The 26,784-nt window shown below is 58.2% G+C and carries 26 protein-coding genes and 4 pseudogenes; 9 read left to right on the plus strand and 21 right to left on the minus strand.

Annotation, left to right across the window (positions count from 1 at the left end; translation table 11 throughout):
- Positions 1 to 22 precede the first annotated feature (22 nt).
- From DTW90_RS26145 to DTW90_RS26165, 5 genes are all read right to left on the minus strand, one after another.
- Positions 23 to 3,154 (minus strand): efflux RND transporter permease subunit, encoded by a 3,132-nt coding sequence (locus tag DTW90_RS26145; protein ID WP_149342108.1) that lies wholly within the window; start codon positions 3,152 to 3,154, stop codon positions 23 to 25.
- A gap of 10 nt (positions 3,155 to 3,164) precedes the next feature.
- Positions 3,165 to 4,259, minus strand: a complete 1,095-nt coding sequence (locus DTW90_RS26150) for an efflux RND transporter periplasmic adaptor subunit (RefSeq protein ID WP_149342109.1) — start codon at positions 4,257 to 4,259, stop codon at positions 3,165 to 3,167.
- Between the two features lie 51 nt (positions 4,260 to 4,310).
- On the minus strand, positions 4,311 to 4,604 hold the full coding sequence (locus tag DTW90_RS37240) for an ATPase inhibitor subunit zeta (RefSeq protein WP_188080052.1): 294 nt from the start codon (positions 4,602 to 4,604) through the stop codon (positions 4,311 to 4,313).
- Positions 4,605 to 5,181: 577 nt separating this feature from the next.
- The gene (locus tag DTW90_RS26160; protein WP_246665051.1) at positions 5,182 to 5,784 is read right to left on the minus strand and encodes a TIGR00730 family Rossman fold protein; all 603 of its coding nucleotides are present in this window, start codon (positions 5,782 to 5,784) and stop codon (positions 5,182 to 5,184) included.
- The gene (locus DTW90_RS26165; RefSeq protein WP_149342112.1) at positions 5,774 to 6,418 is read right to left on the minus strand and encodes an NAD(P)H-dependent oxidoreductase; all 645 of its coding nucleotides are present in this window, start codon (positions 6,416 to 6,418) and stop codon (positions 5,774 to 5,776) included. Before DTW90_RS26165 ends, DTW90_RS26160 begins: the two co-directional genes overlap by 11 nt.
- A gap of 177 nt (positions 6,419 to 6,595) precedes the next feature.
- On the opposite strand from DTW90_RS26165, the gene DTW90_RS26170 reads away from it, so the two are divergent.
- From DTW90_RS26170 to DTW90_RS37725, 6 genes and pseudogenes are all read left to right on the plus strand, one after another.
- Positions 6,596 to 8,038: a PLP-dependent aminotransferase family protein gene (locus DTW90_RS26170; protein WP_149342113.1), complete on the plus strand. Its 1,443-nt coding sequence runs from the start codon at positions 6,596 to 6,598 to the stop codon at positions 8,036 to 8,038.
- Positions 8,039 to 8,139: 101 nt separating this feature from the next.
- Positions 8,140 to 8,595: a carboxymuconolactone decarboxylase family protein gene (locus DTW90_RS26175; RefSeq protein WP_149342115.1), complete on the plus strand. Its 456-nt coding sequence runs from the start codon at positions 8,140 to 8,142 to the stop codon at positions 8,593 to 8,595.
- 84 nt (positions 8,596 to 8,679) lie between these two features.
- Positions 8,680 to 8,994 carry a multidrug efflux SMR transporter gene (locus DTW90_RS26180; protein ID WP_149342116.1) on the plus strand — a complete coding sequence of 105 codons (315 nt, stop codon included), beginning with the start codon at positions 8,680 to 8,682 and terminating at the stop codon, positions 8,992 to 8,994.
- A gap of 598 nt (positions 8,995 to 9,592) precedes the next feature.
- On the plus strand, positions 9,593 to 10,741 hold the full coding sequence (locus DTW90_RS26185) for a helix-turn-helix transcriptional regulator (RefSeq protein ID WP_149342117.1): 1,149 nt from the start codon (positions 9,593 to 9,595) through the stop codon (positions 10,739 to 10,741).
- Positions 10,742 to 11,047: 306 nt separating this feature from the next.
- Positions 11,048 to 11,353: pseudogene (locus DTW90_RS26190) on the plus strand (type II toxin-antitoxin system ParD family antitoxin).
- Positions 11,304 to 11,655: pseudogene (locus DTW90_RS37725) on the plus strand (type II toxin-antitoxin system RelE/ParE family toxin). Before DTW90_RS26190 ends, DTW90_RS37725 begins: the two co-directional pseudogenes overlap by 50 nt.
- 52 nt (positions 11,656 to 11,707) lie before the next feature.
- Here the strand turns inward: DTW90_RS37725 and DTW90_RS26200 are convergent.
- The 4 genes and pseudogenes from DTW90_RS26200 to DTW90_RS38075 all read right to left on the minus strand — a co-directional run.
- A pseudogene (locus tag DTW90_RS26200) lies at positions 11,708 to 12,309 on the minus strand (integrase); the annotation flags it as partial.
- A 10-nt stretch (positions 12,310 to 12,319) separates the two neighbouring features.
- The gene (locus DTW90_RS26205) at positions 12,320 to 13,201 is read right to left on the minus strand and encodes an MBL fold metallo-hydrolase (RefSeq protein WP_149342119.1); all 882 of its coding nucleotides are present in this window, start codon (positions 13,199 to 13,201) and stop codon (positions 12,320 to 12,322) included.
- A gap of 304 nt (positions 13,202 to 13,505) precedes the next feature.
- Positions 13,506 to 14,477: a LysR substrate-binding domain-containing protein gene (locus tag DTW90_RS26210; protein WP_188080053.1), complete on the minus strand. Its 972-nt coding sequence runs from the start codon at positions 14,475 to 14,477 to the stop codon at positions 13,506 to 13,508.
- A 118-nt stretch (positions 14,478 to 14,595) separates the two neighbouring features.
- A complete protein-coding gene (locus DTW90_RS38075; protein ID WP_281407590.1) occupies positions 14,596 to 14,727 on the minus strand; it encodes a hypothetical protein in 132 nt (43 codons plus the stop codon).
- A gap of 71 nt (positions 14,728 to 14,798) precedes the next feature.
- Here DTW90_RS38075 and DTW90_RS37730 point away from each other — a divergent pair, with 71 nt between their 5' ends.
- Positions 14,799 to 15,008 carry a GNAT family N-acetyltransferase gene (locus tag DTW90_RS37730; RefSeq protein ID WP_246665056.1) on the plus strand — a complete coding sequence of 70 codons (210 nt, stop codon included), beginning with the start codon at positions 14,799 to 14,801 and terminating at the stop codon, positions 15,006 to 15,008.
- Positions 15,009 to 15,263: 255 nt separating this feature from the next.
- Here DTW90_RS37730 and DTW90_RS26220 read toward each other — a convergent pair.
- From DTW90_RS26220 to DTW90_RS26235, 3 genes and pseudogenes are all read right to left on the minus strand, one after another.
- Positions 15,264 to 15,804, minus strand: a pseudogene (locus tag DTW90_RS26220) (tyrosine-type recombinase/integrase).
- A 251-nt stretch (positions 15,805 to 16,055) separates the two neighbouring features.
- Positions 16,056 to 16,433: a type II toxin-antitoxin system VapC family toxin gene (locus DTW90_RS26230; RefSeq protein WP_149342123.1), complete on the minus strand. Its 378-nt coding sequence runs from the start codon at positions 16,431 to 16,433 to the stop codon at positions 16,056 to 16,058.
- A complete protein-coding gene (locus tag DTW90_RS26235; RefSeq protein ID WP_149342124.1) occupies positions 16,430 to 16,723 on the minus strand; it encodes a type II toxin-antitoxin system prevent-host-death family antitoxin in 294 nt (97 codons plus the stop codon). Before DTW90_RS26235 ends, DTW90_RS26230 begins: the two co-directional genes overlap by 4 nt.
- A gap of 410 nt (positions 16,724 to 17,133) precedes the next feature.
- Here DTW90_RS26235 and DTW90_RS26240 point away from each other — a divergent pair, with 410 nt between their 5' ends.
- Both DTW90_RS26240 and DTW90_RS26245 read left to right on the plus strand, forming a co-directional pair.
- On the plus strand, positions 17,134 to 17,436 hold the full coding sequence (locus DTW90_RS26240; RefSeq protein WP_149342126.1) for an ABC transporter substrate-binding protein: 303 nt from the start codon (positions 17,134 to 17,136) through the stop codon (positions 17,434 to 17,436).
- A 76-nt stretch (positions 17,437 to 17,512) separates the two neighbouring features.
- Positions 17,513 to 18,007 carry an ABC transporter substrate-binding protein gene (locus DTW90_RS26245; protein WP_188080054.1) on the plus strand — a complete coding sequence of 165 codons (495 nt, stop codon included), beginning with the start codon at positions 17,513 to 17,515 and terminating at the stop codon, positions 18,005 to 18,007.
- Between the two features lie 613 nt (positions 18,008 to 18,620).
- Here DTW90_RS26245 and DTW90_RS26250 read toward each other — a convergent pair.
- From DTW90_RS26250 to DTW90_RS37735, 9 genes are all read right to left on the minus strand, one after another.
- Positions 18,621 to 19,073: a hypothetical protein gene (locus DTW90_RS26250; RefSeq protein WP_149342130.1), complete on the minus strand. Its 453-nt coding sequence runs from the start codon at positions 19,071 to 19,073 to the stop codon at positions 18,621 to 18,623.
- 543 nt (positions 19,074 to 19,616) lie between these two features.
- Positions 19,617 to 21,530 (minus strand): autotransporter domain-containing protein, encoded by a 1,914-nt coding sequence (locus DTW90_RS26255; RefSeq protein WP_188080055.1) that lies wholly within the window; start codon positions 21,528 to 21,530, stop codon positions 19,617 to 19,619.
- A 760-nt stretch (positions 21,531 to 22,290) separates the two neighbouring features.
- A complete protein-coding gene (locus DTW90_RS26260; protein ID WP_149342134.1) occupies positions 22,291 to 23,847 on the minus strand; it encodes a phospholipase D family protein in 1,557 nt (518 codons plus the stop codon).
- A gap of 102 nt (positions 23,848 to 23,949) precedes the next feature.
- Positions 23,950 to 24,285, minus strand: coding sequence for a hypothetical protein (locus tag DTW90_RS26265; protein ID WP_149342136.1), 336 nt, complete (start codon positions 24,283 to 24,285; stop codon positions 23,950 to 23,952).
- Positions 24,282 to 25,031, minus strand: a complete 750-nt coding sequence (locus DTW90_RS26270) for an exonuclease domain-containing protein (protein ID WP_149342137.1) — start codon at positions 25,029 to 25,031, stop codon at positions 24,282 to 24,284. The genes DTW90_RS26265 and DTW90_RS26270 overlap by 4 nt, the downstream gene beginning before the upstream one ends.
- A 66-nt stretch (positions 25,032 to 25,097) precedes the next feature.
- Positions 25,098 to 25,358, minus strand: a complete 261-nt coding sequence (locus DTW90_RS26275) for a hypothetical protein (protein ID WP_149342139.1) — start codon at positions 25,356 to 25,358, stop codon at positions 25,098 to 25,100.
- 4 nt (positions 25,359 to 25,362) lie between these two features.
- Entirely contained in the window at positions 25,363 to 25,608 is a 246-nt protein-coding gene (locus DTW90_RS26280; RefSeq protein ID WP_246665052.1) for a hypothetical protein, read from the minus strand.
- Positions 25,609 to 25,620: 12 nt separating this feature from the next.
- Positions 25,621 to 25,866, minus strand: a complete 246-nt coding sequence (locus tag DTW90_RS26285) for a hypothetical protein (protein WP_149342141.1) — start codon at positions 25,864 to 25,866, stop codon at positions 25,621 to 25,623.
- A 40-nt stretch (positions 25,867 to 25,906) separates the two neighbouring features.
- Positions 25,907 to 26,782, minus strand: a complete 876-nt coding sequence (locus DTW90_RS37735; protein ID WP_246665053.1) for an exodeoxyribonuclease III — start codon at positions 26,780 to 26,782, stop codon at positions 25,907 to 25,909.
- Positions 26,783 to 26,784: the final 2 nt, after the last annotated feature.

Below are 26,784 nucleotides of genomic sequence, written 5' to 3' on the forward strand. Positions count from 1 at the left end.
CTCATCAAGAGCAGTCAATCGGTCAGAACTTTTTCCGCAAGTCGCGCACCCATGACGATGCTGGATCTGTTGCCACTTTCTCATAAACTAGCGGTTGAAGAGGCGACCCCGTTGCTACCACTTGTCCTTCAGTAAGCCGGCGTCCGGCGACACTATAGACCATTGGAACGACGAACAGGGTGAGTAGCGTGCCGAGCGTCATGCCGCCAACGATGACCAGACCGATCTGCTGCCGGCTTTCGGCACCGGCACCTTCGGCAATTGCCAGTGGAACGGCGCCAAGCACCATGGCGCCCGTTGTCATGAGGATGGGCCGAAGTCGCATTGCGGCCGCATCGACAATCGCGGAGAGCCGATCGTACCCCGCCTCCTGCCGCTTGTTTGCAAACTCAACGATGAGAATGCCATGCTTGGTGATCAGCCCGACGAGCGTGACCAGCCCGATCTGCGAGTAAACATTCAGCGATCCGCCCGCAAGATAAAGGGCGGCGAGTGCTCCGGTCATGGAGAGCGGCACCGTCACCATTATGATGAGTGGGTCCCTGAAGCTTTCGAACTGCGCGGCAAGCACCAGGTAGATAAAGCCGAGCGCAAGCACGAACACCACTGTCAGGCTCTGGCCTGAGGCGCGGAATTCGCGGCTTGGACCGGATATATCGGTCTGAACCGTATCGGGTAGCACTTCCCTTGCGGCCCGCTCCATGAAATCCAGCGCTTCGCCGGTTGAGACACCTGCTGCCAGATTTGCTGAAACAGTTACCGATCGGAGTTGGTTGAAGCGCTTCAGTTCCTGGGGCGCTACCGTTTCGGTGACACTGACGAGGTTGGAAAGCTGGATCATCTGTCCATTCGGCGACTTCAGGAAGATCGTAGAGAGCGACGATGGAGAGGTGCGGTCCTCGGCCGCGAGCTGCACATAGACATCGTATTGCTCGCCGTCGTTCTCAAAGCGGGTCACCTGCCGGCCGCCAAGCAGCGTCTCGAGGGTACGTCCAACAACGGAGATATCGATGCCGAGGTCCGAAGTCTTCTCCCGGTCGATGTTGACAGCAATTTCCGGTTTGTTGAGCTTCAGATCACTGTCGACATTCGTCAGGCCGGGATATTCTGTGATACTCTCCATGAACCGGCGGCTCACCTGGTCAAGCTCTTCATAGCTACCGGAACTCTGCAGTACGAATTCAATCGGGCGCGCATTGTTAGACGTGCCGAGCGAGGCAGGATTGTTCGCGAACGCGTTGACGCCGGCGATCCGACGAAGCGCGGGCAGAATTTCGGCGACAAGCTCCTGCTGGCGCCTGTCACGCGCGTCCCAATCCTTGAGGCGGGCAATGACCTGGAAGCGGTTGACCTCCGGCATTCCGTTAATCGTCTGGATACTGCCGACCTCGGTGATCGGCTTCAGCAGCTCTTCTACCCGCTTCGAATAGCGTTCCGTGTAGGAAAGCGTGGATCCCTCGGGTGCCGTTCCAACGATGCGGATGATGCCGCGGTCCTCGACCGGCGCCAGTTCCTGGGGCAAATTCGCGTAGAAGTATGCACTGCCGGCCGCAACGACAATGGCGACGGTGGCAACGATCGTGCGAACCTTCAGCGACGCGGCCAGCAAGCGGCGGTAACCGCGCTCGAGGCCGCTCAGCCAGTCCTCGATGAACGAGGAGATGCGCCCAGGTGCTTGCTCATGCTTCAGCAGTCGCGAGCACATCATAGGTGTCAACGTCAGGGCAACGAAGCCGGAAACGATGACCGCGCCGGCGAGCGTCAGGGAAAACTCTAGAAACAGCCGGCCCGTCCGCCCGGCGGCAAAGGCGACCGGTGCGTAGACGGCAGCAAGCGTCAGGGTCATGGCGATGACGGCAAAGCCGATCTCCCGTGTTCCCTTGATCGCGGCCGGTATGGGCTTCATGCCCGTCTCCATGTGCCGGAAGATGTTCTCAAGCACAACGATGGCATCATCTACGACGAGCCCGATGGCAAGGACGATCGCGAGCAGGGTCAGCGTGTTGACGCTGAAACCCAGGGCATACATGACAGCGAAGGTGGCTATCAGCGAGATCGGAATGGTGACGATCGGGATGATCGACGCCCGCAGCGACCGCAGAAAGATGACGATCACGATCACCACCAGCACGGTGGCCTCGATGATTGTCGAATAGACCGCACCCAGGGCCTGGTCGATGAACACCGAATTGTCGTTGCCCACAGCGCCGGTCATGCCCTCGGGGAGGTTGGCGTTGATACCCGGGAGTATGGAGTTGATGCCTGCTGACACGTCGAGGGGATTGGCGACAGCCTGCTTGATGATGCCGACCACGATGGCGTTGTCGCCGTTGAAGCGACCGGCACGGCGCTCGTCGGCCGCGCCCAGTTCGACCCTCGCCACCTCGCTCAAGCGTACCAGCGAGCCGTTGCCGCGCTTGACGACTACATTCTCGAATTCGCCAACCGTGCCGATAGCCGTCTTCGACAGAACCGTGAACTCACGGTCACTGCTCTCCAGCCGACCGGCCGGAATCTCGACATTCTGCGCCCGGAGCGCATCCTCGATTTCCTGCACGGTCAGCCCGAGTGCAGCCAGCCTCTGGCGGTCGATCCATATGCGCATCGCATAGCGACGCTCGCCGTAGATCTGCACGTCGGCGACCCCGGTGACGTTCTTGAAGCGATCGACAATGTTGCGGTCGACATAGTCGGTCAGCTCGAGCGGGCTCATGCGGTCATTGCGGAACACGACGAAGATCACCGGCTGGGCATCCGCCTCCACCTTGGAAATGACAGGTTCGGTAATCTCGTCCGGCAACCGCTGTCGTACCCGGCTGACCCGATCACGCACGTCGCTTGCGGCAGCGTCCGGATTGATCTCGAGGCGGAAGCGGACGGTGATCCGGCTCGATTCCGCGCGACTGGTCGATTCCAGCACATCGATGCCTTCGATACCGGCGATCGACCCTTCAAGGATCTGCGTTACCTGGCTTTCGATGATGCTGGCGGAGGCACCGGGATAGGAGGTGACGACAGAGACCACGGGCTCGTCAATGCTTGGATACTCGCGAACTGCTAGCCGATCATAGGAGACCACACCGACCAGCAGCATCAGGAGGCTGAGTACGGTCGCAAACACCGGCCGCCGGATACAAAGTTCAGAGAATCCCATTGGCAGCTCCTTATATAGCTTGCTCGGGGATTTTGCTTTTCACCACATCCACAGCCGCTCCATTGCGCAAGCGCGCGTGGCCGGCCGTTACAACGGTGGTGCCGCCGGCTATGCCTTCAAGTTCCACCACACCCACTTTTCGGGCACCGACCTTCACTCGCGTTTCCCGCGCCTTGCCGTCGACGACAGTCCAGATGAAACGATCCTGCCCGCGCGCGATGACCGCGGCTTCGGGAACGGTCACCACCTTCCGCTCGTGCAGTCCCTTTACGCTGATGCGCGCGAAAAGGCCCGGCCTCAGGGTTAGATCATCGTTGGCCAGTCGGGCGCGAATGCTGATCGCGCGTCCGTTGACATCGAGCATGGGATCGATGGCATAGATTGTGCCTGTGAACTGCCGGCCGGGAATGGCGTCGACGGTGATTTCCACAGTCTGGCCGACCAGGACGTTCTGCAGGTTTGCCTCGGGAACCTTGAAGTCGAGCTTGAGCATGTCGATCTTCTCGATATTGACCAGTGCGGTGCCGATGCCGACATAGCTGCCGGTCGAAACGCGCCGGAGCCCGACCACGCCATCGAAGGGCGCCATGATGTCGAGCTTGGCGAGCTGCGCCTGCTGCGAGTTCAGGAGAGCCGCCGCAGTATTGCGTTCGGCAAGCGCGACATCGAGATCGCGGCCGGTGCCCGTGCCGTTCCTGGCCATGTTGCTGGTACGCTGGTAGTTGCTTGTCGCGAGGTTGAGCCGGACCCGTGCCTCCTCCTCGGAAGCCTTAGCCAGCGTATCGTCGAGACGGAAGAGCGTGTCGCCGGCCTTGACCGGTTGACCTTCGTCGAACCGGATTGATGCAATGCGGCCGGCGATTTCCGGCGCTAGCTGCACCGACTCATCGGACTGGAGCGTGCCGATGGCATTGATGTCGGTCGTAGCCACCGTTTCCGTGGCGGTTGCCACCTCGGCCGGGACGGCCGCTACGGCCCCAGGCTGAGTCGCCGTCGATTGCCTGGGGCCGAGGTAGGACACGTCAATCCAGTGCCAGTGGATCGATGCACCGAGCGCCGCAACCACCGCGACAATGACGAGCGTTCCGACGGCGAACTTCTTCATGACCTACCCCATTCGCAATATTCAAAGTCCGAAGCGCATCGAGATCGCGGGTCAGTCAGTCGAATGCGTTTCCCGCAGCGCCCGCTTGTGGCATTCGCAGATGACGCGGGCGATCTCGTCCTGGTCGACCCTCGTTCCACGCGCGGTCATGTCGGCGGCAAGTTTTCGCAATATGTCGGCGTCCCCGGGTTCTTCGTGATCGGCCTTGTGCAGCGCCGGTCCATAATGTTTCTTCGCGTCGTCATCCATTCCCATTTTCGCCGCCGCCCAATGGGCAACGAGGTGATTGCGGCGAGCGCGGATGTTGTCCATGCCGGTTTCGTGGGTCAGTTCGGAATCTGTCATATTCTTGCATGTCTCCTGTTCATCTGTGTCAGCTGGCATCTCACTCGCACCCCATTTTCTCGTTTTCCGGTCTTGAGTGGCTGTCTTCGTGTCGACATTCGTGCGCCCGGTGTCCTGCCCATCTGCTTGCGATTTTCCCGCACTCGCTTCCGGCTTGAAGACGTTGTCCCGAGATTTGGCATCTTGGGTGTCCATAGCTTTTGTGTCTCACTGATCTGTGCGGGATTGACGCTCGGCGCGAATACGCTCTCGAGCAGCTTCTGCGTGTTTTCAATTTTGGCGTTAACCACTTGCAAGTGGTCGCCCACCGAGTCCGTCTATGGACCTGGGCATAGCTCAGGTTACCTTTGGAGAGCGCCGCGTTTGAGGGCGGGCGGTGCTGCACGCGGCTCAATGATAAAATCATCGCTAAGTGCCTTCCGAAGCGGGTGGCAAAGCGAGAGGTCGTTTCGGATCGTAGGCACCAAGGGTCCATTTCGAAGTATACGGACGCCAGCACCGTTTCATTCCATTAATTTGAACGAATTTATCGCAGATTATTTTGCGCAAGCAGCTGAGCACGTATCCTAACCGTCCGCTAAATCCATTTGGGGACGGTCACTCGCTCAAAATTGCGGAGTGTCTCGATCAGCGGGACGGCATGAGCGCTGACCGCGATCGAATGGCGATGGGCCGATGGCAGGAACTTCGTCTCGACCATGTTGTCGATGAACTGCAGGAACGTGTCGTAGAAACCTGCCGTGTTGAGCAGTCCGAGCGGTTTGTCGATCTCCGAGAGCTGGTTCATGGCCCAGACCTCCATCAGTTCCTCGATCGTGCCGATGCCGCCGGGCAGCGCGATGAACGCATCAGCGAGTTCGGCCATGCGCTGCTTGCGAATGCGCAATGTCGGAGCGATCTCATGCGAGGCCAGGCCGGGGTGAGAATGGCCGCGTCGGTGCAGGCTTTCGGTGATGACACCATGCGCCATGCCGCCGGCACCAAGTACAGCATCGGCGACCACGCCCATCAGGCCCTTGGTCGTGCCGCCATAGACGAGGCCGATGCCTTCTTGGCCAAGCGTCCGGCCGAGCGCCCTTGCACCATTGGCAAAATCATCCGTTCCGCCAAAATTCGATCCACAGAATACTGCGATGAACTTGATGGAGCGTGGGTTCAAGTTAACAATTTCATCCGACACGGTGTTTTTCCCTCGTCGTGATCTCGTCGCGCTCGGCAAAATGCGCGGCAATCTCGTGCGCCGCCGCCTGCCTCGTTCGCTCCAACGCCTCGCCACCGGCGGCTGTTCCCTGAACGGTGAAGAAGGTCACGTCCCTGAGGCCGATCATGGCGAGGATGGTTTTCAGGTAAGGTGTCAGGAAATCCGGCTGACGAGCCTGGTCGCCGGAAAAGCGCCCGCCGGAGGCGATGGCGATGAAGACCGAGCGGTCTTCCAGCAAGCCGACCTTGCCGGCGGGGCCGATCGAAAATGTCCGCCGCGCCCGCACGACGTGATCGATCCATGCCTTCAGTGCCGATGGCAGCGAGAGATTGTGCATCGGCGTGCTGATGACAAGGCAATCGGCGCTTTCAAGCTCGCGAACCAGCTCTTCCGAACGGGCCATCGAGCCGGCGTCGGAGACATCCTTCACCGAGGCCTGCGAGATCGCATAGTCTTCGTCGACATGCGGCGGGCTGTCGTTGCCGATGGGCCTGTCGATCACCTCAATGGCGGGGTTGCGCTGCCGAAGTGCGGCGATGATTTCCAGCGAGAGCCGGTAGCTCTCGGCCGCCTTGCCGCGAGGGCTGGCGCTGACATGCAGGATGTTTTTCATCTGTCCATTCCCGATCTGTAATTGCGATGGTTCTAGCGCTGCAATGGCCCAGGCCACAGATCCATGAATGGAGTTTGAAGGTGAGCCATGATTGCCATGGGCGGCCTTGCGCAGCTCGGCGGGGCGCTCCATCATGCACCAGATATTTTCAGCAAAAATCCGATATCGGGGAAGGCCATGACGGCGAAGAAGACCAGCCATATCCCCCGTCCGGACCCGGCAACGGAGACACCCTATTACCGGCAGATCTACGACCGGTTTCGCAGCGCCATAGCCGAGGGGGTGCTGAAGCCGGGCGACCGCATACAATCGGCTAGAGCATTGGCGAAGGAACTTGGCCTCGCGAGGGGCACGATCGAAACGGCCTATTCGCTGCTGGCGGCCGAAGGTTATATTCAGGCGCGGGGGCAGGCCGGCAGCATCATCTCGCCCGATCTCACGCCGGGGACCGCCGAGCCGATGCCCATTCGCCCGGTCGGGAGCGATCCTCTCGTCACCAGCTATCGGCCTGACACCATCTTGCCATTCCAGATGGGTTTGCCGGCGCTCGATGTCTTCCCTCGCAAGATCTGGGCGCGGCTCGGCGCGCGCCGCGTTCGCGCCATGCAGCCATCGGACATGGTGCATCCCGATATCGAAGGCCTGCCGGAACTCAGGACGCAGATCGCCGGATATCTCAGGGTGTCGCGCGGCATCGATTGTTCGCCGGCGCAGGTCTTCGTCACCTCTGGCTATCGCCAGACGATCGGACTGATTTCCCAGGCGCTGCTGAAAGGAGGCGACAGGGTCTGGTTGGAAGATCCCGGCTATCCGCCGACGCGGACGCTGCTTGCCCATATGGGCTTTAAGCCGGTCGCCGTTCCGGTCGACCGGGATGGCATGGTCGTTTCCGAGGGGTTGCGAATGGCGGCGAAGGCGCGGGCAGCGGTGGTGACGCCGGCGCATCAAAGTCCGCTCTGCGTCTCGCTGTCGCTGCCGCGGCGTCAGGCCCTGCTGGATTGGGCGGGGCAGAACGACGCCTGGATCATCGAGGATGACTACGACGGCGAGTACCGCTATGTCAGCCGTCCGCTGCCGGCGCTGAAGAGCCTGGATCGGAACGGGCGCGTGCTCTATGCCGGCACGTTCACCAAGGTGCTGTTTCCGAGCCTGCGGCTTGCCTATCTCGTCGTGCCGGATAGCCAGGTGGAGCGATTTTCCGAGTTTGCCGGCGCCTTTGCCGGCGCCAGCCCTGCATTGACCCAGGCTATCGTCAGCGATTTCATCGCCGAGGGGCATTTCGCCCGCCACATCCAGCGCATGCGAAAACTTTATGCCGAGCGCCGCGAGGCGACGGCGTCGGGCCTGAAAGCTGCGCTTGGCGAGCAGGTCAATATCGATGCGCAGCCGGGCGGAATGCATCTGATCCTGCGGCTCGGGAGCCGCCGGGATCGGGAGATTGTCGCCCGCATGAGACGCGCCGGGCTTTATGCCGAGGCCTTGTCGGACTGGATGTTTCCAGGTGAAGGAGAGGGTGAGGGGAAAGGCGAAGACGTTTCCGCCCTACTTCTTAATTTCACTAATATACGCTCGCGGGCCATCGCCGAAAGTTACGGGCGCCGCATTGCCGAACTCCTATAAGCCGGCAATCATGGCCTATAAGGGAAACCTCTCTATGGACCTTCACCACTAGACCAAGATGCGAGACCATTGGGCCCTTCCAACCAGAAAGGTGTCCTATCATGAGCAATCGCATCGACTACGCAAAAATCTCGCCCGAAGGCTACAAGGCCTTTGGCGGCGTCTATGTCACTCTGCAGAAAAGCGGCCTGCCAAAAGTGCTGGTCGATCTCGTCTATCTGCGCATTTCGCAGATCAACGGCTGCGCCTTCTGCATCGACATGCATACGCGCGATCTGCTCAAGTCCGGTGTGACGGTGAAGAAACTGACGCTGGTCGCCGTCTGGCACGATGCCGGCGGTCTTTTCTCTGCCGAAGAGCGGGCAGCGCTCGCCTGGGCGGAAAGCGTCACCCGCGTTTCCGAGACCGGTGTTCCCGATGCCGATTATGCAGCGGCAGCTGCTGCTTTCGGCGATAAGGCGCTTGCCGACCTAACCTATGCGATCGGCCTGATGAACGCCTTCAATCGCTTCGGCATCGCCTTCCGCTCGACGCCTGCAGCCGCGGCCAATCTCTGACAACCGATGCCAGGCGCTCGCGGCAAGATCTGCGCGCGAGCGCCCCTCTGCCATCACACGTCCGTATTTTCTGAGGGAATCATCATGGCCTGGTTACTGCTCGTCGTCGCCGGAATTCTCGAGATCGGCTTCGCCCTCGGCATGAAATCGTCACAAGGGTTCACGCGCCTCGTTCCGTCGCTGCTGACAGTTGTTTCCGGCCTGTCCAGCGTCGTGCTCCTGTCCTTCTCGCTGCGCTCGCTGCCTGTCGGCACCGGCTATGCGGTCTGGACCGGCATCGGGGCGGCGGGAACGGCCATCTTCGGCATGATCATGCTTGGGGATCCCGCATCTGGATCAAGGCTTCTCTGCATTATCCTGATCCTTGGTGGCGTGGTAGGCCTCAAATTTGCCGCTTGAACGATGACGTGGTCTTAATTGCCCAAACACAGGGCAATGAACGGCCTAGCTGCGACCGCCCCAGTTTAAGCGCGGCGTCCAGGCCGCAAATTTGCGGGAGGTTTCTCTCGTTGAGCAGCCCCGACAGGCAATAGAGAGGCTTTGCATCCAAGGACGCCCGCTATCTGCCCGGGGAGTCAAATCCCGAGGGTAATTTTCCTTTCGTTCGATCTGAGAGAGCGACACGCTCTCCAGGTTGGCGTCCTGCGTGCCCGACCCTGAGGATCCATTCTTTATCCGCCACTTCAGAGTGACGAGATTGATCGAGTGCTAAAGCTCTGCGCTGGCTTTTAGTTGGCACTCGGAGGTACTAAGTGTTGGTTTCCACGCAGAACACTGTTCAGACAATTTTTCTCGAAAGAGAAGTAGCGCCGCTGCGCAGTGGTAGAGCGCGGGATCTATCTCGCGAGCACGAAGACGTGGCCGGAAGAGGGAACGGTCCCCTGAACTTGCGTTTTCAGCGGATGCGCTGCAATGACGCATCAAAACCCTTGTGCTGTCGACGGTTCAAACGGGTATAAGGGGCCATTCCCATAGAAATAAAGGCATCTCGCGTACAATGTTGCCGCAATCAGATATCGCTGAGCTGGAAGAAATTGTCGGCGCTGCAGCAATAGATCCTTCACAATGGCAGACCTTTGCCAGAAGAGTGCGCGAAATCTTGCCTGAAGTAAAAGTCTTCATGCACGTAACTGATTCCGTAAGCGAAAGAATGCAGCCGGCGCTCGCCGAGGGCATAGGTGATGATTTTTTAGCTTCGTTTATCTCGTATTATCAGGAGCTCAACCCCTGGACGGCTACCAATGTTCTCGCGCCGCTGATGACGCCGATGTGGACGGAGCAAAATGTGCCGGCGTCGACCTTAAGGGGCTCTGAGTTCTATGAAGACTTTCTTCGCCATCTGGGTGAAAGTGATTCCGCGACCGGCATCAAGCTTCTTCAAGATCACGAGCGCTTTGCTCAGCTTTCGTTTCACTATGATTCTGCACAGGCCGAGCGAACGCACTCTCGGATCGAGCCTCTAATTCGTATTCTCGCCCCAACGATGCGAAGATCGCTTGAAGCATTAAGGGTAAATCTGACCGGCATCGAGCACGCATATCTCGGGGGCTTTCTGCAGCGCCTTCGCTATCCGGCGCTCGTGCTTGACAAATTTGGTCGTGTCAAAGCCGCTAATAGGGCAATGGAAACACTGCTTGATGGCGTGGCAACGATAAAAATCGGGCGGGATGGCCGGCTCGAATTCGCGGACGGACACTTAAAAACTGCGCTCGCCGATATGACGGCACATCTAAGTAGCTCTCGCGGAGCTTCGCAACCGCAAACCCGTCTGCCTCCGACGTTGAAAACGGCTTCCGGCAGCTATCAATTGGCTTGGACGCCGATGGCAGCAAGCATATCGCATTTTTGGGGAGTCGGAGAGCAATGGGCAACTGAATCTGTCATACTCTTAACCTTGAACCCGTTTGCTCTCTCCGGTGACGATCAATTGAAGCGCCTCCGGCAATTGTATGGACTTACGCCCGCTGAGGCGAGAATCTGCATGCTCCTCAGTCAAGGTGTTTCAATGCCCATCGCTGCTCAGCGCCAGGGCGTTTCCTACGAAACTGCCAGATCGCACCTCAAATCAATATTCAGCAAGATCGGTGTCACACGCCAAACCGAACTTGTTGCACTGCTGCATAGGACATTCCCCGGGCTCTTATGAACATTGGCGGTGAATTCATACCGTCTTGCGTTAGCCCTTCGCAGACTGTCGTTTCCTAGCTCTCGTAGGAGCTCTCAATCTCGGTCGTCCCTTCCAAGACAATTCTGAATACGGGAATAGGGAATCGGTTGCTCCGGTTTCCTAGGTCGTAATCTTGGTCATGGAGATCGCTTCGCTGTATTCTTCCTGCGTGCGGTCAGGGCTACGTCGACCGAGCCGCAATGCGCGAGACACCCCTTGGAATCATCGCAACGCTTTGACAAATTTGCTACTGAGTAGCAAATTAAACTCAAAGGAGATAAACCTATGAGTGTCAAATCGTCGATCTCGCTGACCGACCAGCAAGATGCATTTGCCCGTTCCCTGGTGGATAGCGGCCGGTATTCCAGCATGAGTTCCGTTCTTCAGCAAGGTCTGGAACTGCTCCGGCAAAAGACGGAAATTGAGACCGTCGAAACGGTCGCTCTTCGCGAACTGATCCAGCGACGATAGCGGGGACCGGCGATTTCCGCCACCGAAATGGGAAACCGCGTCGCGACAATGATTGAGCGGAAGCGACGGGCTGTTCTTGTGGACTCTTGGATATTCTGGGGATGCCGAACGCGATTTTGAGTTGATCTTCGATCATCTGTTCGAGGCTTATGTCGAACTTGGGGACGCGCTTGCCGAGGCAGTGGAGCGTAGCGCTGAAAGTATCCGCAAATTGCGGTACCGAAATCGACCGCCTCATCAGTACACCTCATATAGGGACTCTTCGGCCCGACATTCATCCTGGGATCCGGTTTCTTCGGCGGGACAAGGCGGCTATTTGGTTTCTGCCGATAGAAGATAACCGCACAATGATCGTCCCGGCAATTTTTTACGGTGGCCAGGAGCACATCAGACATATGCTCGCACGCATGTTAGCAGAATAGGGCCTATATAGCAGGCGACTCAGATTGACATAAACGGGCCGCGCTGCGGCGTCGCCCGGTCGCGGAGATCGCGAAGACTGTCGGTGGCGCAGGTGGCGAGCAGCTTTGCCAGCACGTCACGAGTCAGCGCCTTGGCGCTCTTGCGGCGACGCGTCTGCGGGACAGCGCGCACGGCAAGGCGAATGGCAGACTTGAGGGAGGGGGAAGCGAAGCCGCCATCGAGACCGCGCCACTTGGTCAGTGTCGACCAATTGGCCAACCGCCGACGCACCGTTGCTGGCGTATGCGGGTCGACGGATTTGAGGAAGCCCCGGCGCCGGAGGTTGTCGCCGACGTCGGCCGGCATGCCGTGATCCGGATCGGTGTCGCGGCGTTGCGGGTCCCATAGGTGATGGGCGACGAATTTGAGCGGCAGAGCTTTGGGGCGGGGCAGGGTAAGGGTTTTCCGGTCGTTGCTAGGAATAGGCAAGATCGGAGGTGAGCGCTCGCAGCGTGTTATCACCCATGCCCTGATTGATAAGATGGCACAGCCGTTTCGACGTCCTGGTCGGTCAAGAGTTCGGCCAATTCGTCGCGACGCTCCATCGGCAGCACGGCGGCGATCGTGTCGAGCTCTTCCGCGCGGGCTTCGACGCCGGAAAGTTTCTTGGCCATCGGACCCTTCCTAGATGAACGCTACACCTGCGTTTCTCGCTTCGAGGGCTGCCAGAAGGTTCGACCGGTGGCATCTTTCGTAGAAAGCCAGGGTCTCGCTCGGCATGTCCCTCGGCATGCCCACGAAATCCTGCAACGGTAGCCTGCTTCCCTCAGTCAACGCGGCAACGGCGCTTTCATGTTCGGAGAGACCCGCCACACGGTCACGCAGCGCCGAAAAGTAACGCAGGTTCGCATCGATGATTGCGGGAGAAGCGCTCTGGCCGTGAGCGAGAACCACATGCTGTGCCTGAAGATCGCGGATCCGCTTTAGCGACTTGCATAGCGCCTGTAGGTCGGCAGGGTCTTTGCTCCAGACTTCCGGAATGGGGAATTCGACCGCGTCGACCGCCAGACAGATGCGGATTTCCGGTATCCATACGGCAATATGGTCAGGCGTGTGCCCGGGCGTGTGGATCAGTTCCAGGGTCAGATCACCGCCCTGGAGTGTCATGGTCTCCCCGGAAAAGGTGATCGTGGGCGCAACGATTTCGACCTCGCCAAACCGCGGCTCGTGTTTTTTCTCGCTGAGAATTTTCAGAGACGAGGGATCACGCAATCGCTCGAGCGCTACGCTATGTGCAATGATCGGTACATCCCGGCGAAGCGCCACATTTCCCCAGAAATGATCCCAGTCCATATGCGAGTTGACGACCAGCAGCGGGCGGTCCCCCATCCGGTCCGAAATCAGGGCAAGTGCCTGCCGGCACAGGGACGGTGTCGCGAGCGTGTCGACAAGCACGTTGTAGCGCAGCGTGCGGACAAAGACCGCATCGACCTCGTCGCCGGCGCGCAGGATGGTGATGCGGTCGTCGAGGCCGGGATAGGTTGTAAGCTCAACGGCAATTTCCATAGCGCTTCCAATGTTGAGCAGGGCTAAAGCACCGCACCAGACGCTGGCACCGGGCAATCGATGCGAATCTCGCAGTGTCGATCAGCTTGATTAAGGGGAATCGATTTCCTTGTAATGATATAGTTTCTTCGCTGCCGGGATCAGTGGAATTTTTCGGATTGACCGGAATTCGCCGTCAGCGGTCATGGTCATGGCATCAGGCTCCGAATAAATTACGATGAACGTCGTGTCGCAAATTGCCGGCACGCTGCTTTGAAAGGGAAAAGCAATGGAGCAGAGAACAAATGCAACAGCTCCCGCGAGGTCAATCGTTGCGCGCTCCTTCTTCCTCGATCCATCTGCGAAACATCTGTCTGTTTCTCCCCGGGTCACGGCCTGGCACGATCAATAGGTGAAAATCGTTCATCGCGAGCGGGATCGCCGGAAACAGGGGGACCAGTCTTCCTGCCGCAATATCCGCCGCAACCAGCGCACTCGGTCCCATAGCAATGCCTACACCATCGATCGCCGCCTGGAGCGAATGATAAAGAGGTTCGAACCTCAGCTGAGCGCGACCGCGCAAGCCGGGGCAGCCTGCCAGTTTAAGCCAATCCAACCAGAGATGCGCGACGGATTCCGCGTGAAGGAGCGTGTGGGCTTCGAAATCACGAACCTCCTCAACCGGTTGGCGAGCGAGAAGAGACGGGCTGGCCACCGGAATGCACGTTTCAGCCAGAAATGGCGTACTGGCGGCACTGATCGAACCCCGTCGGATCGCAACGTCGAATGGATCAGTAATCGTCTCAACCGGCTGGATGGAAGCGGCTAAGCGAACCTCGACATTTGGATGGAGAGCCGAAAAGGCTGGCAGGCGAGGGATCAGCCATCGCATTGCGAATGTTTGTGGTGCGTTCACTCTGAGCAGGAGTGGCCTGTCCTGTTTGATGAGGTTGTCGGTCGCGATGCTCAGTCCATCCATGAGCTTCGTTGTCTCGGCAAGAAAGTCCCGGCCTTCCGCTGTCAGAGCGACACCGCGCCCGCTCTTGGCGAACAGGCGCACCCCAAGCCATTCTTCGAGAATGGCGATTTGCCGACTTACCGCGCCGTGAGTGACTCCGAGCTCTATTGCAGCACCGCTTAGGTTCCCCAATCTGCCGGCGCTTTCGAATGCCTTGATCGCGTTCAAAGGAGGAATATTACGGCTCATTCGTGAGATTTCCTGACATATTGCGGAAACTAATTCGATTGTCCTCCACCGTAAAGAGCGGCACCAAAGAGAAACAAAATGGGTCACCACGATGCTTCTCTTGCCTGAAATCGAACGCCCCCTCATTCGCGTTCTTCTACCGTCCGATTCCCTGTTAGACCTCACAAACCTTCTTCATGCCGCCTATCGTCGACTTGCAGATATGGGTTTACGCTACATGGCGACCCATCAGAGCGAAGCCGTGACCCGCGAGCGCGTCGAGCAGGGGACCTGCCTCGTCGCCGAGCTCGACGGCAGGCTCTGCGGGACGATCCTTTTCCGAGATCCAGTGGGTACACATGGATGCCCTTGGTACGACCGATTTGACGTTGCCTCGCTCGGACAGTTCGCGGGGAGATACAGGCGCGGGGGATCGGCCGCCAGCTTCTCCGCAAGGCCGATGAGCTCGCAATCGCGAGTGGAGCCGCAGAACTCGCATTGGATACCGCCGAGCCCGCCACGCACCTCGTGGAATGGTATACTCGTCTCGGATATCGGTTCATCGAACATGCGCAATGGTCGCATACGAATTATCGAAGTGTGATCCTGAGCAAACGTCTGCCCAGCGCTCGGCAGGTGTAAGATGCTGAAATTCATACACCTGTCCGACCTTCAGCTTGTTACGCCCGGTCAGGAACTGCCTTCCACCGACATGGCGCGCTGTGACAATCCACGCTCGAATTGGCGATAGGCCTCGCGAACAGAGGGATAAAGTCGAGCCGTCTTGGAACCCTCCTGAAAGAGAAGGTCTGCGATCGCGGTCGGTCCGCGTGGAGCGCCTGCGAGGGCTCCAAAACGTTACCCAGGTCAATCGTCCAAATGTTGTCTAAGCTGCTATCAAAGCCTGCGCGCTGCGCGGCCACTTCGGCGCACAGTTCCGTTGTAGTAACCGGACGCCTGTTGCACTGACCGATGGCGCGACTGCTCCATCGCTTCGGGTAGGGGAATCCCGCGGTTTGCCGCCTCGGTCAAATAGCCCGATCGAAGCCCATGCGCGGAAAACTCATTCGGCTCCAATCCCGCCATGACGACTCGCTGCTTGACGATGTCGTTTATTGATTTTGCGTCGATGGCGCGACGGGAAAACGTTGCCCCAGCGATCGATTGCCCGGAACATGCTGCCTTTGGTGATTTTAGATGCCTTTGACCACTCACTCAGGACCTCAACCGGCCGCCCGGTGAGATAGATAACTTCGTCATGCATGCCGTCGCTGGGCTTGGTGCGGCCAAGGTGAATGGAGATCGAGAGGTAAGCAAGATCGGACGTCAGCGCCCGTAGGGTATTGTCCCCCATCCCTTCATTGACGAGGTGACGTAGGGTTTCGACGTCCTGGTCGGTGAGCAGCTCCGCAAGTTCGTCGCGGCGCTCGATCGGCAAAACCGCACATGCTCGTCATAGAGATCGTCGTGGTCGGAAGTGGTGCCGGGCGGTACGGTGGTCCGGCCCCCGGCCGCCACTTTCAGGAACTCCTCCATCGCCCCTGCTGTTTTTGCTATATAGCTCAAAGTCGCTATCGGCCTCTCATCGCGACAGATCGTGATCTCGTTGCTATGAGCCGCCAACTCGATCAATTCCTCAAGCCGCTCTGCCGCTTCGGCAATCTCCACGAAAACTCTCATCCCGCGCCCTCACCATACCCGCTCGTGCAGAACGGCGTCGAACACCACGTCTGTCGAGACCAAGGCGCAATGCTCCAGCCTTGTCTGCGCTGCAAGAATTCGATCCCAGGGATCACGATGTTCCCAGTCGAATTCCGCTGCCAATTCGGCATGAAGATCGGTGATCGCCAGCGTCTGCAAGCCGCTGTCAGCGACGGCGGCGCGCATTTCCTGGGGTTTCAGATCGAGTTTCTTCAGGCGCATCTTGTTGTCGAGTTCGTAGAAGGTCACGGCGCTGACGAGGACGATGTTGCCCTTGTCCTCGATCAGGGATCGTGCCGTCGCCGAAAGCCGGTCACTGCCGATCGTCCACCAATAGACGGCATGGCTGTCGAGCAGCACCTTCAACGGCGGTTTCCATCGCCAGCATGCTTGCCTTGAAACACGCCGACGTCGTCATTCCAGTCGCCGGCATCGATCGCTTCCTGGGTCAGATCCTTGTCGTCGAAGAGATCATCGGGCAAGGCGCGGTGGCGCAGTAAGCCGAATGGCCGCTTGTTGCCAGGCGATCCAGGACCGATACGGGCATAGACTTCGTTGCCGCGCATGATGACAATTTCCTCGCCCTGGTTGGCGCGTTCCAGCACCTCGGCGAAATTCTTGCGCGCCTCGCTGATCTTGTAGCTTGTCTGCGGCATCGCGATCTCCGGCCTTGATCTGCGGACGATAGCATGGCCAATCTTCGCGTACAACCAGCTTGTACCTATAACTTCCGATAACGAATTAGGCGCCGCTTCGCAGTGGCCAGCGCGAGAGTGGTTCAAAATTCTACGCCGAGATGGGGCTGAAAATGAACCTGTGGTGAGAACAATGGCTGCGCGAACTTCCGTTGCGTTCGGGTTGACTTCAAGCGCGATGCTTGTGCCGATATTATAGTTGTGTTTTCAGTCTGCAGCTCAACCTGGAACTTAGGGTTTCTGTTGAATTTGCGGAGCGGAGCAGGGAACCACAACCGCTACAATCTAAAATTAGCCGCCACTCTTATTCAGTGGCCGTTCATGACGACGCATTATGATCATCACTTTGGAACGATGCTTGAGAAGATCTCATGCGAAACCATCTTTCGTTGGCCACGACCTTCGCGGCCTCGCTCGCCTTCGTTGCACCCGCGTATGCCGATTTCACGATCGGCGTTATAGCTCCGTTGACTGGTCCTGGCTCTGCAGACGGCGATAAGGTCAAGTACGCAAGGCAAGCGGCGGCCGATGAAATCGACAAGAACGATGGCATCCTTGGCGACAAACTCGTCTTAGAATTTGGCGACGATGCTAGCGATCCGCTGAAGAGTTCATCCGTCGCCAAGGATCTTCTCGACGAAAATCAATTTTGTCATCGAGGCGGCGGTTTTTGATCCTCCGCCCCCTACTCAGATACGCGAAGCCGCGCCATCCGATATTTTGGCACCCGCGGGTAGCAACCTCTTATATTTGACGAAGACGTCTTCGCTGCCCGAACTCATCGACGGTGGACGGACCAGCAATCTCGCCACCGAGTGCTACCGCGCAGACCCCCGCGAAGGTGTAATAGCCGCCAACTATGTGCTGAAAAATCTCAAGGGCAAAAAAATCGCGGTCATTGATGAGAGATCGAATTATAGCAACCCCTTGGTGGAAGCCTTCAAGGCGACCCTCAACCAAGGCGGCGTGACCGAAGCGCTCACGATCTCCGTCGACCCTCGTGCATACGACCCTAGCCATGAGGCAGCAAAGCAGAACGCGGAAAAGCTGAAACAGGCAGGGGTGCAGGTCATTTATTTCGGGGACACTATCCGGGACTTGCCATACTTGTTCAGCAACTGCGGGAAATTTCCGTTAACGCGCAGCTCATCGGCGGCGATGCCTTATCGAACGTCAATCACCGAACCTCTGCTCAAAAGGCAGCTGATGGCACCATATCCACCGACGCTCCTCGCGAAACGCTGACCACCGATTTAGAAGGCGCGCGCACAGCACTTAAGGCGCGTGAGATTTCGGTTGAAGACCTGACATTCCGTTCCTATGCCGCTGTCAACGAGATAGCGATCGGAAACAGGATACCGCCAAGTTACTCCGTTTACATGTGGAATACAGGCGGAATTTTTCCAGTCAACGAGACACCCCAGGGAAACTGAGGCTGAAACGAAGCGTCAACAGCGGCCTATTACAAGCGGTGTTTGTGGCTCTGATTGACTGATTTTCGTTCGGCCAGCTATCTGGCCGGAAGGGCTCACTATGCTTCGTCTGTGGCGCCGCCGCTCTGTCGCCTGCCCCGATATGAAAGCGTCGACAGCATTCTGCGGCCAAACCCGGCGGAAATCTCGCTAAGAGCGTAAAAACGCGCTGTTTCCGGCGATCGAGCACGACCGACACGCGGAACCGAAGGCGCGTCAGCGGCCTTCCCTTGGCGGAAACGCCACAAACCCGGGTGTTTCGGAAGGCGACTGGGAAGGCGTTACGGTTTAAGGCAGGCATTGAGGGGTCAATTTCGGTAGGGGGCGAAATGACACCCGAAGGCCTGCCAATCTATCCGATGTAGAACGGGCCGGAGGGGGCGTCCTTAGATAATCCAACCTTTGGTGCATTTTGTATCGCCGGACGCCCACCGGAACATGTCGTCAACGTATCCTTGTTTCGCTATATTATTGCCGGTATAGACCGTAACCTTTGAACCTGTGCCTGCCTTTTCGATTTTTACCCAATACACATAGGCGCCGCTGAGATCATAGGTATTGAACGCAACTCCAATACCTTGTTCGGCATAAAGATCACTAGCTCCATTGAAACAACGGTCGGCTTGACCTGCGACACGTTTATACATCACATCAAAGCTCTCTGGAAACGACCGGGTGGCTTTCAGTGTCTTCGGATCGGACTTGAATTGAGCAAGGTCTGAACTTTCGGCGGACGCGCTCGAGGGCGGGCCTGCGAGTTTGGCAGGCGCGGTAGCAGCGGTAGAAGTACAGCCCGACAAGATGGAGAGCGCGACAAGCGACCTGAACATGCGTTTCAAAGGGAGTTGTCCTTTCAGATCTGGTTTTGTTAGCGTCTTCCCCGGATATTCAGTCGAGAGAAGATGTCAAGGTCATGGTCGTACGATTTCGACGATAGTCGCCTCCGGACAACAGTCACCACCTGAAAGTTTTGGCCCTCAGGCATCAAAATTCCTAAAGGTTCAATCGGAACGACCACTTGCATGCTTATGGTGCCATTTCGGAGCCGCCCCCATCGAGAGCAGGGAAGGCGCGGGAGAGGGGCAATCCGGCACGATGAGCAGGTGTCAGCACTCAATCGAGCAAAAAGAATCTGCGGAACCTGGTGAACAGTGGCGAAAAGCTCTGATTTCCGGTGAATCCACCGATCAGGTCGGCGGACCGCGAAAATCAAAGGTCAAGGCTATCCGTACGCGAATCCGGCGCCGCCGACGGAAGTCTCGAGACTTCTTCGGGAGTACGGGCAAAGGGATGGAAGGACCGACAGGGCAAGATAGCTATACGTCTTCGCGGATCAATTTGCCCGTTTGGGGGTCTCTCAATTGACGATCAGTTTGATTCAATCAAAATTTGACGCCCCAATCGCTGCGGACCCAAAAGTCTGGTTCTGGCCCCTCGGTCGTCGCGTTCGCCATGAGTGATCCAGTGCCTCCTCCAATATCGTATTCAGCGCCGAGGCCACCCCGGAACCAAAACTGATCAAGATCCTTGCCTGGCAGCGCAAATCGGCCGATACCAATGATTGTCCCGTTCGTCGATCCGGTTTTGTTTTCAAACTGATAATCGGCTTCGGCTTTCGCGAGCAACCTAACGCGATCGTTTAGCGGGTGCACGAAATCAGCTCCCAGACGCACAACCGTCGAATGGCTGCCGCTGTCATCGTAGCTAACCGGGAACGCACCGTTCGTCTCCGAATATCCGTCTACGGTCGTCCTTGCGTAGGAAATGGCGGCGTATGGCGTGATTTCCGTGTTCTGAATTGTTGCCGCGTTTAGCCAGTCAAGCCGCAGCTTCGCTCCCCACGTCTCCGCATCCGTACTGCCGTCGGAATAATCGGAACTTACCCCGTTGAGATATGCCCGGCGGCTATCGATCGAGCTCCGGAGCCAGTAGCCACCGACGGTCACATACAGGTCGTTGCCGATATCAGCCGTAACCTCCGGCGAGAGGTAGACACCAGTTTGCCTCAGATCTCCATCGAGGCCGAGCTCGTCGCGAGCCTTGATGCCGCCGAGTGAAAAACGTGCGGTGACACCTTGAGCGACACCATAGCCCATTTCGATCTGGCCAAGGCCGAAGCCATCGTTTGCCGCGTCGCTGTCTCGCCCGCCGTCGATTGTACCCTTCAACGACATCTGGCCAAGCGAAAGGCGGTCTCGCATTGGTTCACCTTGCGCACCGAACATAACCGTGTCAGCAGCCTGGACGCCGCTCCGCAGCATTACCGTGCTCGCTTGCGAAATTGTCGGAAGAAATTCGGATGTCTCGATGATTCCTGAGCCCGTGTCTGGCTGAGAACCTCCCGTGCCTGGCTCAGAGCCTCCTGAGCCAGGCTGAGAACCGGAATCGCCGGGATTTCCGCTTGAGTCCGGTACCACACGGGCGATGTACTGGTTACCCGAGGACGAAGTGCCGATCACCGTGTTGCCATCCGCGGAAACTGCCTCAGCAACTCCAGGTGCATCACTTCCAAGATCCACGCCAGCCGCTCGAAGCCACTGCTGCACCGATGTCATGCCACCGGCGCTGGTCCATCGAAAACCCTGGTCAACCCCGGCGTTGTCCGCGGAGTATCCGACCACGACTGAGCCGTCGGAGTTGACGCCAAGCGCAGAGGAATAACTTCCTCCGAGTGTTCCAAGATCATCGAGGCTCGCTGATGACGCGACATATCTCACGGCATGAGCGACGCCACCCAGCGATGTGCCGATGAGCACTTGACCATCGCGGCTTATCCCATTGAGACTGGTGCCGTTGGAGCCATTCAAAACACCGACGTCGATCATGCCGTCGGCCGTGGTCCAACGAAACCCGTGAGTTTGCGAAGAGACGGTGCCCGAACCAGCGACCACCGAACCGTCGGCGCTAACCAGCGTGGCAGATGAAGTCGTGAAGACCCCATTGTTATTGATATCCTGCAGAACCTGGTCAGTTGCATTCCAGACAAAGGCATGAGTTAAGGACGTAGCCGTATCGCCCCATCCGACGACCGTGCTACCGTCCTCGCTGATTGCATTCGCAAGAGACTCAGTACCCGTCGCGAATGTGCCAAGGCTTTGAGCTCGCCAGCCATTCGCCGCGGTCCAATAGACTGCATGAGAGCCATTGGAATCGGATTCATTTCCGGCAATGCTTGTCCCATCGAAATTTGCTCCGACGGCGTATGTCGACTGCCCCGATATCGCCAGCGAGATGAATCCTCCTGCCTGGCTCCAGGCAAACGCGTCCTGGTCGCCGCCTGACTGGATGTCGCCCACCGCGACATTGCCACCTCCGCTGAGACCCATTGTATCAACTGTCGTGCCTGTCGATGCCGGGATCGTATTTACGTCTCCCGTGATCGTGCCGATATAGCCGCTATTGCCCCGACGGACGAGGATGCTCGAACCGTCGTCACTCGTGCCGCGCAGAATCCCATTTGGAAGTATCACTGGGGCTGACGCTGCGATGGCCGCTGACATTGAGACAAGTGAGAAGGCCGTTCCGCCCAAGACCGAAAGCAGAAGTTCCGAAAATCGCGATCTACCGAAAGGGACGCGCTTTAACAGCGCTCTGCTATCTATTGTCGCTGATTGCCACGCGTCAGGACAAGGCCTTAGCCGTCGAATGCGTGCGAGCTGAGTTTGATTTTCGAAGCTATCAGACACCCGGCTATACTTTTCGTTCCGATGCTCGCTTGAAGGTTTCCCTACATCCCTATCAGCAAGCAACTGTTAACGTTACTCAAGCGTATATATTGTTATCGTATTAACAGTCCCTTCAAGTCGCAGGGGCAAATGTAGCCCTAGCTCCGCCGCTCGATCGAGAACCTACTAATGGGGCCATTTAGCCCGATCTTGTCAGCTCATCCTGCGGCCGCAAAAGATCGATTATCAGGCCGCGAAACCAGGCATGCTCAGGGTTCGGAACGTCGCGTCGGCGCCAGCCCCCATCAGGCGGCGCGTCGCCAGCATGCGATCAGTCCAATCGAGGTAGGCTTGCCAAAAGCAACGCTTGGAACGCGTTGCTTTCCGGCATCTAAAGCTGCGATTCGAGCGGCAGCCACTTGATCAGCCAGACTATCGCGCGCCGAGCCATCCCAGCATCTGGCTCTTCTTTGAGGAGCGTATCTTTTCCGTCGACAACCTTGAGCCAGCGCAAGGTTCCTTTTTCAAGCCTTACGGGATAACTCAGCTCCGTCTTGGTCTCTTGCGCAAAGACCGCGTCCATTCGTTCGACGAGGTCGGGCGACTCGAATAGGACACCCATTTCGGTGTTCAGAGAGACCGATCTCGGATCAAGGTTGAGAGATCCGATAAAGCCAAACTTGCTATCCCTGGAAAAGGCCTTCGTGTGAAGGCTTGCCTGTTTGGAGCCGCGCAGGGAGAACGATCCGACGTCAGCCATTGATTTTAGTTCGTAGAGCGCGATCCCGCCTTTCAGCAATGGCCGTCGATAGGGCGAATATCCGGCGTGAACTGCCGCAACGTCAGTGGCTGCAAGCGAGTTCGTCAGGACGGAAACCCTTACCCCTTTGCCGGTGAGCTTCGTCAGAGCCTCGACGCCGCGCTGGCCAGGAATGAAGTAGGGCGACGTGATATGGATAAACTCGGTTGTGCCGGTGATCACCGGCAACAGCGTTTCCATCATGATGTTTTGCCCACTGTGCATCTTGCCGCCGGCTTTCTCGGGCGGATCAGCCAGAACGTCGAGTTTTTCGACCCAGATGTAATCGTCCTCCGAAACAGCGTCCTTCAGGAAGATTCCGTCACGAACACGATCAAGATATGGCTGGGCACGCTGTTCGAAGTCGAGGCGGTCCATGTTGCGTCGAAGCTTCTTCAGCTTGTTGGCTCGGCGGGAAAGCAATGCGCGCACCGGCACGGCAACCGAACTGTTCCAGTAATCGTCGAACAGATTTTCCGTCTTTGCGACGGCTTTGCCGACCATTATGAGATCGAAGTCCCTGAAGTTCGCTTTCTCGCCGGCATCAAAATAAGCGTCGCCAATATTGCGTCCCCCGACGATCGCAACGCGTCCATCGGCAATCCAGGCCTTGTTGTGCATGCGACGATTGACGCTTCGGAACCGCAGCGCCATTTCGAGGCCGCGCCGCAGGATATTTTCCCGCGCCTTCGTGGGATTAAACAGCCGCAGCTCAATATTTGGGTGGCAGTCGATCGCATGAAAAATCTTGTCGGACATGGAGACGCCGAGATCGTCAAGAAGGATCCTCACGCGCACGCCGCGGTCGGCCGCAGCCACCACCTCCCGCATGATCAGCAGTCCGGTCAGATCCGCATTCCACATGTAGTACATGAGATCGAGGCTGCGTCCGGCCGAACGAGCCGCTAAAACGCGGGCTGCGAAAGCCTCCAGGCTGGAGGTGATCAGGACCATACCGCTTGCAGCCTCGCGCTCCCGGCAAAGTTTGGACCCATATCGATCAAGCTCGGTGTCAGCCGGGGCAATCTCAAGGACGTGCGATTGAACTTTCTCGACGCGCAGCAGAAACCGGGCGTAGCTGGACATGGCCAAAGCGCATAGTGCCGCCAATGCTATGACGACGATGATTGCGATGTTAAACAAGCTCACTCGATACCCAGCAATATGATGAGGCGGTCCGCTCTGCCAAGATAGTATCGGATGACTGAGGAGATGCTACTGCCGGCGCCGAAATCTGATCGATCACAAGGCTCACTCATATCGCAGCTTTGCAAACCAAGCAGCATACGACGTATTCTTAACGAGATGCCGGTTGAGGTCCGGTTTCCCGTCAGTCCACCAGACGGGACCTCGTTCGCCGAGCGCGACCTTGGCATCATCCACCCTTCGGCGTGCGTCGGCCATGGCGCCGGGATCGTCTTTCGTATCCCGCACCGCCCGCCGCGCTGACATCAACGCCTTGACCAGCTGCTGTCTAGCCCCTTCTGCAATGGCCGGATTGCTTTTACGCCAGAGGCGGCCTCGGACGACGAAGTAGCCGCCGTCCGGCGTGTCAGGATACGCGGGCGCCGTGGTGCCTGGCGTCATAGCAATGTCCGTTGTGCTGGCACGGCAACTTCGGGCTCTGAGATATCGCCACGCCTCGCCAGTTCGGTCTGTGCGCTGAAACGGATATCGATATCCCGATCACTCAAGAATTCGTTGAGCGCCTCGGTACTCAGTCGATCCCAACTCTTGCCCCGATCCGGTCCAGATGGCACACGCGGCAAAAGGCCGGGCTCAGCACTCCAGATGAGACACTGTTCGAGCGACGCCGCGTTCAAAAGATCGCGAAGATGATGACCTGTGACATACGCGTCCGGCATTGCCCGGTGTGCCGGCAAACCGATCTCATGCACCAATCCTTCCGGCATTCGCTCGTAGCGGAGCATCTGGTTGGAGAACCGTGGTAGTTCCGGCCAGACCCGCAAGGCGCATTTCCACGTGCAGATCCAGGGCGTACCTCCGGTGAAAGGCGGTGTGCAATATCGCTGCTCAAAGGCCGCACGATGGGCGGCCAGCGCATCGATGTGCCCGGCTGGTCGAAGAATGTCTGACGCGACTTGCTTCCAAAACGGGGCATCAGCGACCTGGGCGTCGAGAATATGATGAACGGCCATGGTGTCCGGTGACATCGGTCGACCGGGATTGACGAGGAGAGAGCCTCGTTCTTCTGTGACGCGCCATGTTCGGTCGCCACCGAGTACGACGTCCTGCCAACCGATCTCGCAGACATCGTTCGGCCCGTTGCCGCCGGTCTCGAGATCAACAACGCGAACTCTTGGTTTTGACATATCGGAGATCCTGTTTTCTCGGAATGTCGTCTTTACCGCGGGCGGAGTGCGAGGCGAGGGGGAAAATTACTGCAGCTTCGCTTCAATCGCCTGACCGACGATCGTGAGCTGCAACCTCGGTTCGCCTTTGAGAAAGCTTTCTTCGACAAGCTGCATCTGCTCAAGGCGCTCGATAACCCTTTCGGAGAGCCGCTTGTCGCCCACTATCCAACCTCGGCCGGCTTTGCGTTGGCGGCGGAAAAATGCGATCGCTGCAATCGCTTCCCGTTGCGCCCGGGTGAGGGTTTTGACGGTTTCGCTCGTGTTCGGGTGTTCGGTGTCAAGCAAGCGATCATCCCTTCTGGTTGTGACGTGGTTCATCTGCGGCGGGCCAGTCATTGGAGGGCTCGTTGAAAACATCTTCTGCCAGGTCGGGGTCTCGATCATAACCAAGGCGACGTTTTGTCAGCACGTCCTGAAGGGTCTCGATCACCACGGCAGTCCCGTGTCCCTCGCTGGCGAACCGATCGATGACATCGGCCACGAGATCGTCGAGTTGTTGGACCAGTCGCGCGGAGTTTTCAGCATCGTTTGTCATGGGCCGCGCCTTTCAAACCGTGGTTCGCCGTTGCTGCCATTCCTTGTAGGGTGCCAGCAACTGACCGGGAAAGCGATCCTCGATCGCGGTTTCGACGAGTGCGATCCTGGCGAACACGTCGCTTGTCTCGCCGGCCTCGACCGCGACGTTCTCGCTCTCCTGTTCGAGCGTTTGCATAAGAGCAAACAGCTCATCATCGGTCATGGCTGCAAGGTCGTCCGCGAAGTCCCCCGCATCGAAATCGTGTTCCTCGGCCATGACGCTCCTCAAATGCAAACATGCTCACAGGGATAACGGCCTAGCCGTCGTCCAGTTCAATCCAGACAGGGGCATGGTCGCTGGCGTGCTCCCAGGCGCGGGCGAACTTATCGACACCACCAGCCTCAAGCCGTTCCCGCAGGGAAGGGCTGAGCAGGAAATGATCGATGCGCAGGCCGGCGTCGCGCGCGAAGGCATTCCGGAAATACTTCCAGAACGTATAGACATGCTCCTCGGGATGCAGCAGGCGGATGGCATCGGTCCAGCCCATGGCAATCAGCTCGGCGTAGGCCGCGCGCACCTCTGGACGGAACAGGGCATCGTCCCGCCACCGATCCGGAGCGTAGACGTCGAGATCCGTCGGCATGCCGTTGAAGTCGGCGACAGGGGCGACCGGGAACTCAAGTTCGAACAGCTCGGCAGAATAGGACCGCAGCCGCTCAAACCTGCGAAGTTTGTAATCGAATTTCGGACCCGGCGCTGGATTACCGTTCGGGAGATAGAGGCAGCCGATCACCATTCCGCCGATCGCCGCTTCGATGTAGCGACTGTGGCTGTCGTCGGGATCGCCGGGAAGTCCGCGACGAGTTTCGCGCGGCTCAGCGACGACGACGCTATTAGTGCTTTCGGTCTCATTTGGAAGGACGTGCACCCTATCCTCAAGGGCGAGCCGTGGAAATCTCCGGAAAAAGCGATAGAGCAGGTGCGCGAGAAACCGATCGGAAGCGCGCTCGATTGCGGAGACACCGTCGATATCGACGGTCTTGTAGTGGACCTGATGAGCGGCTTTGCCCAGAAGCGCCGCCTTCGTTTCAGGGGTGTTGGACTTGGCGAGGCCGGAGGTGGCGCTGGCAGCAATCACGGCTGCTGAACCAGCGAGGACACTCGTAGCGAAGAAACGACGTGTGATCATGATTT

The sequence above is a fragment of the Neorhizobium sp. P12A genome, assembly GCF_008365395.1.
Classification (GTDB): Bacteria; Pseudomonadota; Alphaproteobacteria; order Rhizobiales; family Rhizobiaceae; genus Rhizobium.